Origin of the sequence: Brevundimonas sp. (genome assembly GCF_035999125.1) — a bacterium.
GTDB lineage: Bacteria > Pseudomonadota > Alphaproteobacteria > Caulobacterales > Caulobacteraceae > Brevundimonas.
Genome location: NZ_DASYGX010000013.1, coordinates 118,885 through 134,588, shown reverse-complemented (window position 1 = coordinate 134,588; position 15,704 = coordinate 118,885). Strand labels below are relative to the sequence as shown.

The following is a 15,704-nucleotide window of genomic DNA, read 5'->3' as shown; positions in this document are numbered from 1 at the left end:
GCGGCGGAACCTTGGGAAAAATCGATGCCTTATGTGATCAAGATCAACGGCGGCAAGGACGTCGCGACCAGCTCGATCGAGGCCAGCGGCTCCGAGTCCTTCATCATAAATGACGAGGCGATCACTCACTTCGGCCTGGATGTGGCCAGTCTCAAGAAGGCCGTAGGCAAAGAGATGGGGAAGGATCCGTCGGACGCCTATCTGAAGAGCCCCACGCCTTGGGGCGACCTCTACAAGAAGGACCATCTCGACCAGGTCACCGTCGTGCGCGAAGTGGCCAGTGCGCGGATCATCGACCTCGACATGAGGCCGTCGATGATTTCATCGACGATATTCGAGAACAACAGCGCCCACGTCGCCAAGGTCAATTGCAAGATCACGGACAGCGTGACGAACACCGTCGAGTCGAACTGGTCGAAAACGAACACGCTGGGCGTCACTCAAACCGTCAAATACAACATATCTTTTCTTGGTGCGGGCGGCGGCGGATCCACCGCCTTTTCCTATTCGCACGAGTGGAGCAAGGGCGGCTCTGAGTCTCAAAGCACGACCGTAGGGTCCGAGTCGGGCGCCGAGGTCGAGCTGGATCCCGGCGAGAAGGTCAAGGCCATCCTGACGGCCAGCAAGGGCAAGCTTCGGATCGAGGTGATCTACAGGACATATCTGACGGGAATCGTCGTCGCCAACTACAGCAAGAAATTCAACGAACACCATTTTTACTATCCGCATATCCAGAACGTCATGCGTGCGGCGAACCTGGAGTATGAATACTTCACGACTGAAGTCATCGAAGTCGGCTATTATGCGGAGTCGCACGTCAATGTCGTGGACCCCGACGAAAAGCCCAAGGCTTTCAGAGAGGTCGAACTGACCTGGTGAGGGCCGGGGTGGTGCGGACGGTGCAACCGAACCTCACCACAGGCTTCAGTCCAGCCCCGCGACCACCGCCCCATGCATCGGCGTCGGCCGCCCCGCCGCGTCGAACAGCAGGGGGCCGTCGCCGGAGCCCGCACGGCCGTCGCGGTTCAGCCAGCTGTCGGGATCGCGCGCGCCCCAGACGGTGAAGGCGTATCGCTGGGCCTCGGGCAGGGCCATGAAGGCCTCGGTCAGCTCGGTAACCCGCGCCGCCTGCTGGGCTCGCTTCTGCCCGTCGGGCCGCAGGTCGACGCGCCGGTCGGACTTCAGCGACGCGTCCAGCTCCGACACGTGAATCTTCAACCCGGTCGCGGCGGCGTCGCGGAAAAAGCCGGTGATCTGGCCCTCGGCGATCTCGACGTCGAGGTGGCTCTGGGTGCCGATGCCGTGGATCGGCGTGCCCGCCTTCAGCAGGGTCTCGACCAGCCGCAGGAAGGTCGCGCCCTTTCGCGGCAGGTTCTCCAGATTGTAGTCGTTGAGGAACAGCACCGCGTCCGGATCGGCCTCGTGCGCGACCTCGAAGGCGCGGCGGATGTGATCGACCTCGCCCAGCGCCTGCGACCAGTGATGCGTCCGCAGCCCGTCGCCGTCCTCGGCCACCGCCTCGTTGACCACGTCCCAGCTGACCGCCCGACCGCGATACCGCGCGGCGACGTCGCGGACATAGCGGTCGTAATCCCTTGCGAAGGTCGCCCGGTCCAGGCCGGCGAAGGCCTCGGCGCCCTGCGAATACCAGACCAGGGCGTGACCGTGCAGGCGCATCCCATGATCCTGCGCGAAGGCGGCGCAGGCGTCCGCGCGGGCGAAGTCCAGCGACCGGTCGGGCCGCAGGATCGCCTCCATCTTCATCTCCCACTCGGGGGTGAACTGGTCGAATTCGCGCGTCACCACCTGCCGCCAGCCGGCGTCGCCGAACTGACCGCTCATGCCGCAGACGCCGACGGGGCAGGGGAACAGGTCCTTCAGCGGACGCGCGACCGCCGGCGCCGACGGCGCGGCGGCGCAGGCCGCAAGGGCGAGGGAGGAGGTGAGAATGGCTCGGCGTGACATATCCTTCTCCCCTCGGGGGAGAAGGTGGGCGGCGGAGCCGCTCGGATGAGGGGGCTGCATCATCAGTCTCTCATTCGGCGGCGAGGCGGCTTTGATATCCCCCTCAACCGTCTCGCTCCGCGAGCCACCTTCTCCCCCGAGGGGAGAAGGAAGCTACGAAGCTCTCCGCCTCAGTCCCAGCTCGTCGAACCGCGCGGTCTCGCGCTTCGCCGCGGCGACGAGGGCGTTCAGGCGGGTGGTCTCGGCGACGTGCTCGAACTTCTTCAGCTCCTCGAACGCGCCGGTCAGGGCGTCGCGGGCGCCGGCTTCCTCCGCGTCGATCTCGGCCACGGTGGTCTCGGCCACGGCCTTGCGGACCTTCCAGCCGCAGACATAGGCGTCCAGCAGCATCCGCGCCTCGGCGTCGTCGCGGGCGCGCTCGCGCTCGATCTCGACCTCGGCGTCCAGCACGGCCACGCGCATCTCGGCGGACGCGCGGCGGGCGGTGATCTCGGCCAGACGCTTCTGCAGCGTCTCGACCTCATAGTTGGAGATGCGGATCAGCGACTGAGCCCAGGCGGTCATGCGATCACTCCAGTTCCCGGATCATGCCCTGATTCAGGATTGCCTCAAGGCGGGTAAAGGATTCGGTAAGGGGCGTGGCCTCGTCCGGCCTCTGGCTCAGAAACGCCTCCAGCGCCGGGTTCAGCGCGATGGCCCGGTCCACGATCGGGTCGGCGCCGCTGCGATAGGCGCCGATGCGGATCAGCTCTTCCATGTTGGAATAGGCGCTCAGGCATTGGCGCGCGCGGCGGTTCAGCTCGCGCTCCGGCTCGGACTGGTTGCCCGGCATGGTCCGGCTGACGGACTTCAGCACGTCGATGGCGGGAAAGCGTCCGCGCTCGGCGATCTTGCGGTCCATGACGATGTGGCCGTCCAGGATGCCTCGAACGGCGTCGGCGATCGGCTCGTCATGGTCGCCGCCGTCCACCAGCACGGTGAACAGGGCGGTGATGGGCGCCGCCGTCGTCCCGTCCGGCCGTCGCGGCCCCGGCCCCGCGCGCTCGAGAAGTTTCGGCAGCTCGGTGAAGACGGTGGGGGTGTAGCCCTTGGTCGTCGGCGGCTCGCCCGCCGCCAGACCGATCTCGCGCTGGGCCATGGCGAAGCGGGTGACGGAATCCATCAGGCACAGGACCTCCAGGTCCTGATCCCGAAAGTATTCGGCCAGCGCCAGGGTCATATAGGCCGACTGGCGCCGCTTCAGCGCCGGCTCGTCACTGGTGGCGACCACGACCACGGCGCGCCGCAGGCCCTCTTCGCCCAAGGTCTCCTCGACGAACTCGCGCACCTCCCGGCCGCGTTCGCCGATCAGGCCGACGACGACGACGTCGCACGTCGCCTCCTTGGCCAGCATGGACAGCAGCACCGACTTGCCGACGCCCGATCCGGCGAAGATGCCCAGGCGCTGCCCCCGGCAGGTGGTGGTGAACACGTCCATGGCCCGCACGCCCAGGTCCAGCCGTTCGCCCACCCGGCCGCGCGAATGGGCCGGCGGCGGCGCGGCGCGCAGGGGATAGGCGGCGGGGCCGCGCGGCAGGGGGCCCTTGCCGTCGATGGGCTGGCCGAAGGCGTCGACGATGCGGCCGAGCCAGCCAGTGGTCGGCCGCACGGCGGCGGCGGCGTCGACGATGCGGATGTCCGCGCCCGGCGCCACGCCCTCGACCGGACCGAACGGCATCAGCAGGGCCTTGGCGTCGCGGAAGCCCACGACCTCGGCCGGCAGGGGATCCAGCCCGCGCCCGCGTCCGATCTCGGCCCGCGCCCCCACGGCCAGCCGCGACAGCCCCCCCCGGCTCTCGATCAGCAGGCCCGACACGCCCGCCACCTTTCCGGTGACGACCAGCGGATCGACGGCTTCGACGGCGGCGATCAGATTGCGCAAAGCACGGGCCCCGGAACAGGCCTCAGGGATGCGGGATCGTGGTTAATCCCGGCTTAACCCTGATCGATCGCCGAACCATGGCTTGTGCCCCACGCCCCGCGCGCTATCTCCTGTCGGTGTGCGAAACGGGCGACCGAATGTGCACCATGTGCACTCGTTTTTTCCGTCGCCCCGCCTGAGCTCGGAGCCCTCCCATGACCGCCACCCCCTACGACGCCAGCCGCCACGCCAAGTCCGGCCGGGGCAAGGTCTATGCCTCGATCGTCGACACGATCGGCGACACGCCGCTGGTGGAGCTGCCGCGTCTGTCGGCGGAGCTGAAGCCGAAGGGCCGCGTTCTGGCCAAGCTGGAGTTCTTCAACCCGATCGCCTCGGTCAAGGACCGCATCGGCGTGGCCATGATCGAGGCGCTGGAGGCGGCGGGCAAGATCGGCCCGGACAGCGTCCTGATCGAGCCGACCAGCGGCAACACCGGCATCGCCCTGGCCTTCGTGGCGGCGGCCAAGGGCTATCGCCTGATCCTGGTCATGCCGGAGAGCATGTCGATGGAGCGGCGCAAGATGCTGGCGCTTCTGGGCGCCGAACTGGTCCTGACCCCGGCCGAAAAGGGCATGAAGGGCGCGATCCAGACGGCTCAGGACCTGCTGGAGGCCACGCCCGGGGCCGTCTCGCCGGCCCAGTTCGACAACCCGGCCAATCCCGAAATCCACCGGCGCACGACGGCCGAGGAGATCTGGAACGACACCGGCGGCGCGGTCGACGTGGTCGTCGCCGGCGTGGGCACCGGGGGCACGATCACCGGCGTGGGCCAGGTTCTGAAGGCGCGCAAACCCTCGGTGCGCATGATCGCGGTCGAGCCGACGGCCAGCCCCGTCCTGTCCGGCGGCGAGCCGGGCCCGCACAAGATCCAGGGCATCGGCGCCGGCTTCGTGCCGTCCATCGTCGACCGCGCGGTCATCGACGGCGTCGAGCAGGTGTCCAACGAGGACGCCTTCGACATGGCCCGCCGTGCCGCGCGGGTGGAGGGGATGCCGGTGGGCATCAGCTCCGGCGCCGCCCTGGTCGCCGCCTTCCGCCAGGCGGCGCTGGATCAGAACGCCGGCAAGACCATCGTCGCCGTCATCCCCAGCTTCGCCGAGCGCTATCTGTCGACGGCGCTGTTCGAGGGGCTGTGATCAGGCCCCGAACCGGCCGCCCACATAGCCGATGGCCATCAGGGGGACGGTGACGATCACCTGCACCACGATCATGACGAGGATGAGCGCGCCGGACTTCACGGCGCCCTCCAGCGGGTTGGCGAACCAGCGGCCTCGCCCCGTCCGCATGAAGGCGTAGACGATCAGGCCGAACATGACGAAGGGCGACAGCAGATACATGCGCGGGTCGTAGAGGAAGATCGTCAACGGCATGAAGGGCACGGTCATCGCGTTCAGAAACACGAAGGTCGCGCGGAATCCCTTGCGCCAGCCCAGATCCTCCGGGTCCCACCAGCGCATGAAGGGCGCCAGCATCAGGGCGTAGAGCGCCGAACTGAGCGGGACCATCGTCAGGGTGACCCAGCCCTCGGCGTCGGCGCGGTATTCGTCGACCGTCTTGCCGGCCTGTCGGGCGCCCGCCTCCCACAGTTCCGGCGGATAGGCGTCCAGCATGATCTCCATGCCGCCCAGCAGGAACATCATCAGCATCATGACGGCGTTGAGCGCCAGATACAGCCGCAGCGGCCGCGCCAGCGTCCCGCCCGCCGTGGGGCCCAGCCGCATGTAGCCGTCCAGGCTGCGCGCCGGGCGGACCAGCATGGCCCAGGCGGTCCTGACCTCCGCCATGCCGAAGCCCATCGCGTCGTCGGCCAGGTCGTGCAGGCCGTGGCGGTCGTCGGGCGAGCCGCGTGCGTTCGGGTCGTTCGTCGGCGTGGTCATGAGCCCCCCTGGCCTTGGGCGACCTTGCCACGTTCGGACGGCATGGCAACGGCTTCTCCCTTGCCGCGCCGCCGTTTCGGGCGTCAACTCCGCCCGGAGGACACGTCATGAAGAGAATTCTGATCACCGCCGCCGCCCTGTCGCTGGCCTGCGCCGCGCCCGCCGCCGCCCAGGTGGCCGCACTCCCCCCGCCCGGCGCGGGAATGACGGCCTATGCGCCGTTCGAGCATCTGGTCGGGCGCAGCTGGCGGGGGACGGGCACGAAGGACGCCTCCGTCCAGGACGTCCAGCGCTGGGACTGGGCCGTCGGCGGCCATGCGGTGCAGGTGGTTCACTCGGTCAACGACGGCGCCTATGCCGGCGAGACGATCATCTTCAGGGACAAGGACAGCGGCGCCTACATCTTCCACTACTTCACCTCCGGCGGCTTTCATTCGACCGGAACGATCCGACCGACCGGCCCCGGCGCCTTCGAGGTGGAGGAGACGATCCATGGCCTGGACGGCTTTCCGCCGATGCGGTCGACCATCGTCATGGGCGCCGACGGGGTGAACCGTTCGCGGTCCTTCAAGAGGGAAGGCGACGCCTGGGTCGAACAGGGCGGGTTCGATTATCGCGAGGATCCGGGGGCGGTCGCCTTCATGCCTCGAATGGGGACGTCCGCGACCGGGGACGGCGACGCGCCCGTGACTCTGATGTCGGCGCCTGCGCCGCGGCGGGAAGCGGCCGCCTCGGCCGGGCCGCTGGATCTGACGCGCCGCGTGCTGCGCCATGTGGACGAGCCCGGTCAGGACGTGGCCGCCTATGTCCTGATCCGCAACGGCGACCCCGTCGCCGACGAGCTGATCTCCGTCTCCTGCGCCTGCGCCGAGCGGGTGGAGCTGCACCGCATCGACCGTTCGGGCCCCCGGCCCGACATGGTGTCCGACCCGGCCTGGTCCGTCCCCGGCCGAGGCGAACTGGCCGTGCGCCCGGGCAGCCCGCTGCATTTCATGCTGATCGGCTATGATCCTGCGAAGGCGCGCGACGGGCGCGTGCCCCTGACCTTGACCTTCCGGACCGCCGGGACCGTGACGGCCGACTTCGCCCTGACGGACGACAGCGCGGCCGGCTGGGCGGCGTTCGACTGACGAGGGTCAGCTTCCCTCCAGCCAGCGGGCCACCAGGATCGACGCCTTGGGGCTGACCTGCGCGGGATCGTGCCGGCCGTCCTGGCAGAGGTAGTCCATCAGCGGCCCGTCAAGCGGGCCGGGCGGGCTCCAGTCTATCGGAGGCGCCGCTGCGATCGGAGCCGTCCGCGTGTCGGGATCCGGAACGTACTGAATGAAGATCGGGCCCGTGCGGCGCAAACCCCGGGCACAGTCGGCCTCGGTCAGAGCCTCGCCGCGCACCAGCTGTTCGCCGTCGCGCAGGAACACGATCGTCGTTGTGCCGGCGCCGAGGTCGGTCGCGCGACGCTCGGCCATCGAGGCGAGCACGACCGCTTCCTCTTCCTGTTGCAGGAAGAGGAATGGGCCCGCCGCGGTCGGCGGCGTCTCCTGGGCCAGCGCTGCTGCGGGCGCCGCGAGGGCGGCGAGGGCGAGAAGGACGAGGGCGCGCATGAGAGAGATCTCCGGTTCGCCGCGAGGGTGGAGCGGGCGCGCGCCGGCGTCAAACGACGCGGCCTGACGGCACGGTCCGTCACGCGCGGTTAACCCGCCGGCCCCAGACTCCCGCGCGATGTCGGAGCCCGCGATCCAGCCGAACGAGGCCCCGCCCCAGCCGACGCTGCGGGCGCGCCATGCGCTGCTGAAGCGCCTGGCCGACGTCGTGTCCCTGCCGGCCAGCCGGATCAACGCCTTCGAGCGCGCGGTGACGGGCGACCTGCTGGTCGACATGCTGCGCCTGGCGACGCCGGAGGACCGGATGCGGGTGGCCCAGCGGCTGGCCCCGCTGGCCGAACTGCCCAACAGCCTGACGCGGCTGTTGCTGCGCGACCAGCCCGAGATCGCCGCGATCCTGATCGAGACCTGCCCGGCCCTGTCGGACAGCGACCTGTTGTCCTGCGCCCTGGACGCGTCGGAGGAACACCGCTGGCTGATCGCCGGGCGGCGCGAGGTTCCGGAGGTGGTGGTCGAGGCCGTCGTGCGCGCCGCCGAGCCGGCGAACGTCGAACGCCTGCTGCGCAATGTGACCGCGCATTTCAGCCAGCCGGCGCTGGAGGACGCGACGGCGCTCAGCCGCACGCACCGCGAGCTGGTCCCCCACCTGCTGAGGCGGCCCGAGCTGAGGCCGTCGGGCGCCTATGTGATGTTCTGGTGGGCCGGGCCGGAAGAGCGGCGCACCATCCTGCAACGCTTCGCCGTGTCGCGCGAGCCGCTGCAGGAGGTGTCGGAGGACGTCTTCCCCATGGCCGCGGCCGAGGGGTGGGGCGATCCGGTGTCGCGCAAGGCCCTGCAGTTCATCGAGCGGCGCCAGCGCAACCGCGCGGCGGTCGACAAGAGCCCGTTCGACAGCCTGGAGCATGCGGTGGCCCAGGCGGGCGTGGCCGGCGTCTCGCGCGAGACGGCGTCGGAGATCGCCTATCTGGCGGGCCTGAAGCCGCTGACCGGGGCCAAGATCCTGGGCGACGTGGGCGGCGAGCCCCTGGCCATCCTCTGCAAGGCGACCGGCATGGGGCGCGAGGACCTGCTGGCCCTGTGGCGGTCCACCCGGCGGCCGGAGACGGGGCCGGACGGGGCGATCCATCCCGATCTGGCGCGGGTGCAGACGACCTTCGACATGCTGGCGGTCGACCGGGCCCAGACGGTGCTGCGCTACTGGAACTGGTCGCTGTCGTCGGCGCTGACGCCCGCCCTGATGAAGGCGATCCGCGAGGGCGACATGGAGGCGCTGGACGAATATTCGGCGCCGGAACGCGCCGCCATGCTGGCGCTGGCGGAAGACTTCGGCCGCTGAAACTCTGTTCCACAATGATGCAGGGATGATCTGAAAAGCGCCAGCATCGCCGCGCCGCATTGCTTTCACACGCGACGCGGACTAAGGGGCGTTTTCAGTTGGACCGAATCCCGGTCAGCAACGCTCCGTGGTCTTGATCGAGGAAACGCCGAGAATGGAAGAAAACGCCAACCTGCTGGAAATGACGGCCGACATGTTCTCGGCCTACGTCAGCAACAACACCGTCTCTCCGGACGGCGTCGCCGCCCTGATCGGCTCGATCCACGCCACGATGACGCAACTGTCGACCGGCGCCGTCGAGCCGGAGCCGGAAAACAAGGAACCGGCGGTGCCGATCCGCAAGTCGATCACGCCGGACTACCTGATCTGCCTGGAAGACGGCCGCAAGTTCAAGTCGCTGAAGCGCCACCTGCGCACGAAATACGACATGTCGCCCGAGGAATACCGGGCCAAGTGGGGCCTGGCCAAGGACTACCCCATGGTCGCCCCGAACTATGCCAAGGCCCGCTCGGACCTGGCCAAGCAGATGGGCCTGGGCCAGGGCGGCCGCAAACCCGCCCGCGCCGCCGGCCGCGCCAAGAAGTAAGCTTCGGCGAAAGCCGGAAAGACGAGGCCCGCCGGAGCGATTTGGCGGGCCTTTCAATTTCGCGGCGCGCGTCCCTAACTTGGCGAAAGGTCAGGTGGGTGCGAAGGACGGGCTATGCGGTTGAATGAATTCATCCAAGATACGCTTTACGAAATAGCACTTGGCGTCGAAGGGGCCCGGGTTAAAGCTCGCAACCTTGTTGCCATCAATCCTTCACGACTGAACGGCGAGCAGATCACCGAGAAGAGCTATGTGGAGTTCGACGTGTCTGTCGTGGTGGCAGAGACCGAAGAGTCTAAGATCGGTGGGCAAGGACAGGCCAACGGCGAGATCAAGGTTGCTTCGTTCGTCAAGATTGGAGGCGCGCTTGGCGGTCAGGCCGAGCGCACAAATGCTCAGAGGGCCGAACAAACTCACCGGGTGGCGTTCAAGGTTCCACTCTACATGAACGCGAATTTTCGCGACAACCCGGCCACCCAAGCTGAAGCTGAGCTCTGGGAGGGGTCGCGCCAAACCTAGGCCCAGTCACGCCGCCTGCGCCGCCCGCCTCGCCTTCCAGAACCTCAGCGTCCGCAGCGCGGCGTCGCGGCCGAGGTCGGCGTACATGCGGGCGTAGGCGTGGGCCTTGCCCATGGCGTCGCCGTCGGTGTTCAGCAGCACGACGGCGTAGGTCAGGAACAGGGCGCGGTCCAGGTCGGCGGCGCGGCAGATGACGGCCAGGGCGTCCAGATCCTGACGCTCCACGATCGAGGCGGCGGTGTGGAAGTCGACGTCGGCCAGCTGGGACAGGGCGATCAGGAAGCTGGTCTTCGATCCCGAGCGCAGGAAGCGGGCCAGCATCTGGGGCGTCAGCTGGCCAGCGGCGCGCAGTTCCTCGACATAGGCCAGGCAGGACGAATAGTCGGCGGGCAGGGCGCCGTCGACCTCGGCCAGGCGGGCGCGGCCGGCGCTCAGCGCGCTTTCCAGCAGGGCCGGATCCATCCGCGCGTTCTGCTCCAGGATGCGGGCGCGCAGGCGGGCCTCGACCACGAAATACATCTCGTTGAGCAGGTCGGGCGGCAGGGTCTTGCGCTCGACCGTCGCGGCATGCAGCGCCGGATTGGCCTTGGCCCGCTCGACGGCGGCCTCGGTGGCGCGGCGCGACAGGGCGGCGCCCTCGTTGCCCAGAAGGGCGCCCAGGGTCTCGTCGTCGCCGCGTTCGACGATGACGTCCGACACGGCCTCGGGCACCGTCTCGCGGGCCGAGACGGCGCGCAGATGGGCCTGGCCCTTGGAGCGCACGACGTGCAGCAGGTCGGCCTCGGTCAGCACGGGCGAGGCGCGCAGCACGGGCTCGGCCACCTCGGCCTCGTCCGACGCCATGCGGCGGATCAGGGCGTGGGGCGCGTTGGGGCTGGCGGAGAAACGGGCCGACAGTTCGGCGCGGACGGCCGTCTCCATGTCGGCGGCCAGCTTGCCCAAGACGTCGCCGTACAGGGCGGTCTCGACGGTCGTGGGTTCGACCGGGCCGAAGAACTGGTCGCTGAGTTCGCGCAGCAGGGTGCGACGTTTTTCGCTGGAGGTCTCCTCCGCGAGCGCGATCAGGTCGGGAAGACGGGACAGGACTTCGGTCACGGGATCGGATCGCCCTGGGCGCCCTGGACCGGGCGCATCTTGCCGTCGGAGCCGCGCACCATCTGCGGCGTCTCGGGCGGGGCGGCCAAGTCCTCGGACTGCGGCGTGGAGTCGAGCTGGACGGGCATGCGGTCCAGCCACACGGGCTCAGGCAGGACCGTCGGATCCGGGACGCGGCCGTTCTGGCGGTGGACGGAATAGTAGCGGGCGCCCTGTTGACGAGCGGTGGGCTGGGTCGAGGCGACGGGCGCGGGGAGAGGGGCAGCGGCCGGCAGCGTCGGCTCGGCGACAGGCGGGGTCTCGACCGGAGGCGCGGCCTGCGGCTGGCGGGCGCCCTGGATGCGGAAGATGGGGGCGTCGCGGCGCGGGGCCATGGGGTCGTCGACGACGCTCGTCTGGGCCTGCGGCTGCGGCTCGGGCTGGGCGGTCACGCGCGCCGACACCGGAGACGGCTGGACCAGTCTGGCGGGCGGAGCCTCCGGCTCACGCACGGGCTGCGGCGTCGGTTGGGCCGGAGCGGTCGCGGGCGGGGCGGGGCGCTGGGCCTGAACTGGAGCGGGGCGGGGCTGCGGCGCGGGCTCGCTGCGGACGGGCGCGGGACGCGGCCCTTCGACGGGCGGCGTCTCGACCGAAGGCGGCGCATAGCTCGGCGCGGCCGGGCCGGCGAAGGCGGTGGCCGGGGTCAGGCCGGGGCGGCCGTCGATCTGGCCCGCCGTCGGCCGCCACGGCTGGGCCGGGCGCAGGGCGACGCGCGAGGGGGCGGCGCCGGCGTGGGGGATGACCGGAGCGGCGCGGCGCAGCTCGGCGCCGGACGGGGCGGGGCGGCCGGCCCAGTCGAGGCGGCGCAGTTGGGGGCGCTCGTCGCTCTGGGCCATGGCGGCCGGGGCGGCGAACAGGGCCGCGGCGGCGCAGGCGACGCTCAGCAACAGGGCGCGGGTCACGCGGACCTCCCGACGATTGAGCGATCAGACTAGGGGCGACGGGCTTGCGCGCGCGTTAACGGCCCCGGATCGGCGCTTCTCCGAAGCGTCGATCCGATTCTGAAGTTCGAGCCTGATTCACGCGTTCGCGAGGCTCACGCGATCAGGCTCGTCCCGAAACGACGGCGCACGGCCGTCTCGATCAGGCCGAGGATCAGGTTCAGGCCCAGGCCCATGGCGGCCAGCCAGGCCAGGCCCGCGATCATCTCGGCGGTGCGCAGGCGGTTGCCGGCCTCCAGGATGCGCCAGGCCAGGCCTTGGGTGGCGCCGGTGCCGGCCACGAACTCCGCCACCACCGCGCCGACGATGGCCAGTCCGGCGCCGATCCGCAGACCCTCGACCACGAAGGGCAGGCTGGACGGCAGGCGCAGCCGCAGAAGGCGGTCCCGGCGCGAGGCGCGATGCAGGTCGAACAGCTTTTCCAGATCCGGATCGGCCGAGGTCAGTCCGGTCAGGGTGGCGGAGAACAGGGGGAACAGGGCGACGGCGGCGGCCAGGATCACCACCGACAGCTGGGCCCGGTCCAGCCCGACCCACAGGATCACCAGCGGCGCGACGGCGACGACCGGCGTGACCTGCAGCAGGGTGGCCAGGGGCCGCAGGGCGCCGCGCGCGGCGGGATGCAGGCTGGCGGCGACCGCCGCGGCGCCGCCGACGACCGCGGCCAGCAGCAGGGCCTGCATGGCCTGAAGGAAGGTCTGCCCGGCCGACGGGACCAGGCGGGGCGCGGCTTCGACCAGGGCCGCGCCGACGGCGCTGGGCGGGGGCAGCAGATAGACGGGCACGCTCAGGACGCGGCAGGCGATTTCCCACACCGCCAGCAGGACGACGACCGAGACGGCGCCGGCCAGTCGCTCGGCCCATGCCCGGCTCACGACGCGGGCTCCAGCGTGGCGGACAGCGCGGCGGAGACCTCCGCGACCGCGGCGCGGGTGGTCGCGGCGTCGCGGAAGCCGGGCGGGCGGGGCAGGTCGCCCGGCACGTCGACCCGCGCGGCGACCCGGCCCAGCGGGTCCAGCACGACGGCGGTCCGGGCGAGGAACACCGCCTCTTCCACGTCATGGGTGACGAGCACGATCGCGGGCCTCGTCTCGGCCCACGCCATGTGCAGGTCGTCGATCAGGCGACGGCGGGTGACGGTGTCCAGCGCGGCGAAGGGCTCGTCCAGCAGCAGCAGGTCGGGCTCGGTGACCAGGGCGCGGGCCAGGGCGCAGCGCATGGCCATGCCGCCGGACAGCTCCCGCGGCAGGGCGGTCAGGCGGTCGCCCAGGCCGACCCGGCTCAAGGCGTCGGCGGCACGGGTCCGGGCTTCCGCGCGGGCGACGCCCGCCAGCTCCAGCGGCAGGGCGACGTTGGCCATGGCGTCGGCCCACGGCATCAAGGTCGGGCTCTGGAACACCATGGAGACGCGGCCGGGGGCGCCCGGCGTCGCCTGTCCGGCGTCCGGAGCGCGCAGGCCCGCCAGCAGGATCAGCGCCGTCGATTTGCCGGAACCGGAGGCGCCGACGAGAGCGGTGATCGAGCCCGGGGCCAGCGTCAGGTTGATCGGGCCGACCGTGCGTTCCGGGAAGCGGACCGTCGCCCCGTCCAGCGACGCGGCGGCGGCTTCAGCCACGGCCCGGCAGATACTGGGTGGTGAAGGCGTCGCGCCAGTTCAGGCCGGGGGGATAGACGCCCGCCTGCGACGCCACGTCGTAGAAGGCCCGCCAGCGTTCCTGGGTCATGGTGCCGAGGCCGTACAGGGCCGCGTCGCCGCCCGACACGACGGCGTACTCCCGCATCCTGGCCCGGGCCTGGTCCAGGACGTCCTGGGTCATCTCCGGATTGTCCTTTCGGATCAGGGCGTCGGCGGCTTTCGCATCGCCCTGCATGTAGTCGCGCCAGCCCTCGGCCGTGGCGGCCAGGAAGGCGCGCAGCGAGGCGGCGTTGTCGCGCGCGAACGCGTCGGGCGCCAGCACCATGCAGGCGTAGGAGGGATAGCCCTCGTCGGCCAAGAGGAAGACCCGCGGCGCGAACCCCGCCTCCTTCTGGATCGTGTAGGGCTCGGAGGTCAGATAGCCCTGCTGCACCGCCCGTTCGTCGGCCAGGAAGGGGGCGGAGTTGAAGTTGTAGGTGCGGACCTGATCGTCGGTGAAGCCGTATTTGGCCTTCAGCCAGACCCAGAAGGCGTCGCGTGAGGCGGCGGCCAGCAGGAAGGGCCGGCCGGCCAGGTCGGCGATCGTCTCCAGCGCCGGATCGGGGTGGGCGATCAGGACCTGGGGGTCCTTCTGGAAGAAGGCGGCGACGGCCTTCACGGGCGCGCCTTCGGCCACCAGGTTCATCGGGATGAAGCTGTTGGAGCCCATGCCCAGCTCGACCGCGCCGGCGGCCAGCAGCTGCGGCACGTTCACGCCGGGGCCGCCCTGGACGATCTGGACGTTCAGCCCGCGTCGGGCATAGGCCCCGCTGGCCAGCGCCTGATAGAAGCCGCCGTGCTCGGCCTGGGCGCGCCAGTCGGTGGCGAAGCGGATGCGGACGCGGCCCTCGTCGTCGACCTGCGGCTGGTCGCCGCCGCACCCCGCCAGCGCCAGCGCCGCGCCCCCGGCCAGAACGGCGCGGCGGTCGGGCAGGGCGGGAGACGTCAGGCGGCGCATGGCCAAGGCATAGGGCGACCGCGCCGCCTTGGAAAGGTCAGCGGCGCCGCTGGACGATCAGCCGCGCCGTGTGCTCTCGCAGAAAGACGGGCGGGGCGCCGGACATGGAGCGGGCGGTGGCGTCCAGATAATTCGTCAGCATGACGATCATCGGACCGAGCGGATTGTCGCCGGTGACGATTTCGCCGGTGACGGGGTCGATGAAGATGCCCTCGAAAGGATCCGTAGGCGCCTGGGCGGCGGACTCGGCGGGGTCGAGGCTGAAGGCGGGCGCCGCCTCCGCCTGCTCCGCGGCGGCGGCTTCCTGCTCTCGAAGCCAGGCGTCGATCTGCTCGTCGGACATGGCTTCGAAGTCCGGGATCTCAATCACCTCGGTCGACTGGGCCGGCATGAGGGTCAGGAAGCCTTCGAACAGTCCCTTGCCCGAGGCCAGCAGCTCGGAGTTGACCTCATATTTGGTGGCCGCCGCGACGGGGTCCGCGCAGAGGTAGCCGAGCAGGAACTCGGCCGCGTCGGTCGCGCCCGTCGAGGCGGCGACGGCGGCGTCGACGTTGGCCTCCAGACAGGCCTCGGCGTTGGCGTAGGCGGCGGGTCGGTCCTGGGCGGCGGCGCCCGTGGCGCAGGCGACGATCAGGACGGCGGCGGCGGTGGCGACGATGCGCATGGTCGGAAGCTCCCCCTCAGGAGGCTTGACCGTATCGCGCCGTGCGGGAAATCGCCAGAGATGGCGGGGGGGGGGGGAAGGCGCAGCCCAGAATTGAGCGGGGGGACGACGCTCCCCGGCGGACCGGTTCGCTTCGTCCCCCCGCCAAGTCCGGGTTGGACTTGGCCGTTGAGGTTCAGGACCTTGGCCTTGCTGCGGCGGGGCGAACCCCGACGAAGGTCGGCTGCATCCTGTCGCGCTCAGGGTCTCCAGCGTTCCGCAGGTCGAGCCTGCGCCGTCCGTCGATCCCGATCCGGTTCTCCGTGAACCCGCCGGCCGAAGCCTTTGGAGTTCGGGAGCCTGGATCCTGCCTCTCGCCCGTCGGGTCCGAAGACCTCCCGAAGCGTCGGGTCAGAGAGCCGGGCCGGTTCGCCTTGAGCCCCGGGTCTCCCCGGTTTTCCGCGCCGCCGTGTCCCTCGGCCCGTTGACGTTCCGACGAAACCGGGTAT

General features: G+C 70.4%; 17 protein-coding genes. 6 read left to right on the top strand and 11 right to left on the bottom strand.

The features are described from left to right. Positions 1 to 33: 33 nt before the first annotated feature. A complete protein-coding gene (locus VGN45_RS11950) occupies positions 34 to 879 on the top strand; it encodes a hypothetical protein (protein ID WP_327462729.1) in 846 nt (281 codons plus the stop codon). 45 nt (positions 880 to 924) lie between these two features. Here the strand turns inward: VGN45_RS11950 and VGN45_RS11945 are convergent, their stop codons facing one another. From VGN45_RS11945 to fliI, 3 genes are all read right to left on the bottom strand, one after another. Further along, positions 925 to 1,965, bottom strand: coding sequence for an endo-1,4-beta-xylanase (locus VGN45_RS11945; protein WP_327462727.1), 1,041 nt, complete (start codon positions 1,963 to 1,965; stop codon positions 925 to 927). A 153-nt stretch (positions 1,966 to 2,118) separates the two neighbouring features. Next, positions 2,119 to 2,529 (bottom strand): flagellar export protein FliJ, encoded by a 411-nt coding sequence (locus VGN45_RS11940; protein ID WP_327462725.1) that lies wholly within the window; start codon positions 2,527 to 2,529, stop codon positions 2,119 to 2,121. Positions 2,530 to 2,533: 4 nt separating this feature from the next. Further along, positions 2,534 to 3,886: a flagellar protein export ATPase FliI gene (gene fliI, locus VGN45_RS11935; protein ID WP_327462723.1), complete on the bottom strand. Its 1,353-nt coding sequence runs from the start codon at positions 3,884 to 3,886 to the stop codon at positions 2,534 to 2,536. 194 nt (positions 3,887 to 4,080) lie between these two features. Here fliI and cysK point away from each other — a divergent pair, with 194 nt between their 5' ends. Further along, a complete protein-coding gene (gene cysK / locus VGN45_RS11930; RefSeq protein WP_327462721.1) occupies positions 4,081 to 5,061 on the top strand; it encodes a cysteine synthase A in 981 nt (326 codons plus the stop codon). Here cysK and VGN45_RS11925 read toward each other — a convergent pair whose 3' ends face one another. Then, a complete protein-coding gene (locus VGN45_RS11925) occupies positions 5,062 to 5,802 on the bottom strand; it encodes a hypothetical protein (RefSeq protein ID WP_327462719.1) in 741 nt (246 codons plus the stop codon). A 107-nt stretch (positions 5,803 to 5,909) separates the two neighbouring features. Here VGN45_RS11925 and VGN45_RS11920 point away from each other — a divergent pair, with 107 nt between their 5' ends. Further along, positions 5,910 to 6,932: a copper chaperone PCu(A)C gene (locus VGN45_RS11920; protein WP_327462717.1), complete on the top strand. Its 1,023-nt coding sequence runs from the start codon at positions 5,910 to 5,912 to the stop codon at positions 6,930 to 6,932. A 6-nt stretch (positions 6,933 to 6,938) separates the two neighbouring features. Here VGN45_RS11920 and VGN45_RS11915 read toward each other — a convergent pair whose 3' ends face one another. Further along, the gene (locus VGN45_RS11915; RefSeq protein WP_327462715.1) at positions 6,939 to 7,403 is read right to left on the bottom strand and encodes a hypothetical protein; all 465 of its coding nucleotides are present in this window, start codon (positions 7,401 to 7,403) and stop codon (positions 6,939 to 6,941) included. Positions 7,404 to 7,521: 118 nt separating this feature from the next. Between VGN45_RS11915 and VGN45_RS11910 the strand changes: the two genes are divergently transcribed. The 3 genes from VGN45_RS11910 (at position 7,522) to VGN45_RS11900 (ending at position 9,844) form a co-directional block, all read left to right on the top strand. After that, complete coding sequence (locus VGN45_RS11910) at positions 7,522 to 8,739, top strand: DUF2336 domain-containing protein (RefSeq protein WP_327462713.1); 1,218 nt, start codon at positions 7,522 to 7,524, stop codon at positions 8,737 to 8,739. A 154-nt stretch (positions 8,740 to 8,893) separates the two neighbouring features. Continuing rightward, the gene (locus VGN45_RS11905; RefSeq protein WP_327462711.1) at positions 8,894 to 9,325 is read left to right on the top strand and encodes a MucR family transcriptional regulator; all 432 of its coding nucleotides are present in this window, start codon (positions 8,894 to 8,896) and stop codon (positions 9,323 to 9,325) included. 120 nt (positions 9,326 to 9,445) lie between these two features. Continuing rightward, positions 9,446 to 9,844 (top strand): hypothetical protein, encoded by a 399-nt coding sequence (locus tag VGN45_RS11900; protein ID WP_327462709.1) that lies wholly within the window; start codon positions 9,446 to 9,448, stop codon positions 9,842 to 9,844. 6 nt (positions 9,845 to 9,850) lie between these two features. Here VGN45_RS11900 and VGN45_RS11895 read toward each other — a convergent pair whose 3' ends face one another. The 6 genes from VGN45_RS11895 to VGN45_RS11870 all read right to left on the bottom strand — a co-directional run bounded on the left by VGN45_RS11895 (position 9,851) and on the right by VGN45_RS11870 (position 15,216). Next, on the bottom strand, positions 9,851 to 10,939 hold the full coding sequence (locus VGN45_RS11895; protein ID WP_327462707.1) for a DUF2336 domain-containing protein: 1,089 nt from the start codon (positions 10,937 to 10,939) through the stop codon (positions 9,851 to 9,853). After that, the gene (locus tag VGN45_RS11890) at positions 10,936 to 11,880 is read right to left on the bottom strand and encodes a hypothetical protein (protein ID WP_327462705.1); all 945 of its coding nucleotides are present in this window, start codon (positions 11,878 to 11,880) and stop codon (positions 10,936 to 10,938) included. Before VGN45_RS11890 ends, VGN45_RS11895 begins: the two co-directional genes overlap by 4 nt. Positions 11,881 to 12,014: 134 nt before the next feature. Then, positions 12,015 to 12,794 carry an ABC transporter permease gene (locus VGN45_RS11885; protein ID WP_327462703.1) on the bottom strand — a complete coding sequence of 260 codons (780 nt, stop codon included), beginning with the start codon at positions 12,792 to 12,794 and terminating at the stop codon, positions 12,015 to 12,017. Beyond that, a complete protein-coding gene (locus VGN45_RS11880) occupies positions 12,791 to 13,534 on the bottom strand; it encodes an ABC transporter ATP-binding protein (RefSeq protein ID WP_327462701.1) in 744 nt (247 codons plus the stop codon). The genes VGN45_RS11885 and VGN45_RS11880 overlap by 4 nt, the downstream gene beginning before the upstream one ends. Continuing rightward, positions 13,527 to 14,552, bottom strand: coding sequence for an ABC transporter substrate-binding protein (locus tag VGN45_RS11875; protein WP_327462699.1), 1,026 nt, complete (start codon positions 14,550 to 14,552; stop codon positions 13,527 to 13,529). The genes VGN45_RS11880 and VGN45_RS11875 overlap by 8 nt, the downstream gene beginning before the upstream one ends. A gap of 37 nt (positions 14,553 to 14,589) precedes the next feature. Further along, positions 14,590 to 15,216: a hypothetical protein gene (locus VGN45_RS11870; protein ID WP_327462697.1), complete on the bottom strand. Its 627-nt coding sequence runs from the start codon at positions 15,214 to 15,216 to the stop codon at positions 14,590 to 14,592. Positions 15,217 to 15,704 lie beyond the last annotated feature (488 nt).

Bases quoted from the DNA above. Each gene is read 5' to 3' on its own strand.
- VGN45_RS11945 (WP_327462727.1), bottom strand. From the start codon at position 1,965: ATGTCACGCCGAGCCATTCTCACCTCCTCCCTCGCCCTTGCGGCCTGC.
- VGN45_RS11940 (WP_327462725.1), bottom strand. From the start codon at position 2,529: ATGACCGCCTGGGCTCAGTCGCTGATCCGCATCTCCAACTATGAGGTC.
- cysK (WP_327462721.1), top strand. From the start codon at position 4,081: ATGACCGCCACCCCCTACGACGCCAGCCGCCACGCCAAGTCCGGCCGG.
- VGN45_RS11925 (WP_327462719.1), bottom strand. From the start codon at position 5,802: ATGACCACGCCGACGAACGACCCGAACGCACGCGGCTCGCCCGACGAC.
- VGN45_RS11920 (WP_327462717.1), top strand. From the start codon at position 5,910: ATGAAGAGAATTCTGATCACCGCCGCCGCCCTGTCGCTGGCCTGCGCC.
- VGN45_RS11915 (WP_327462715.1), bottom strand. From the start codon at position 7,403: ATGCGCGCCCTCGTCCTTCTCGCCCTCGCCGCCCTCGCGGCGCCCGCA.
- VGN45_RS11910 (WP_327462713.1), top strand. From the start codon at position 7,522: ATGTCGGAGCCCGCGATCCAGCCGAACGAGGCCCCGCCCCAGCCGACG.
- VGN45_RS11905 (WP_327462711.1), top strand. From the start codon at position 8,894: ATGGAAGAAAACGCCAACCTGCTGGAAATGACGGCCGACATGTTCTCG.
- VGN45_RS11875 (WP_327462699.1), bottom strand. From the start codon at position 14,552: ATGCGCCGCCTGACGTCTCCCGCCCTGCCCGACCGCCGCGCCGTTCTG.
- VGN45_RS11870 (WP_327462697.1), bottom strand. From the start codon at position 15,216: ATGCGCATCGTCGCCACCGCCGCCGCCGTCCTGATCGTCGCCTGCGCC.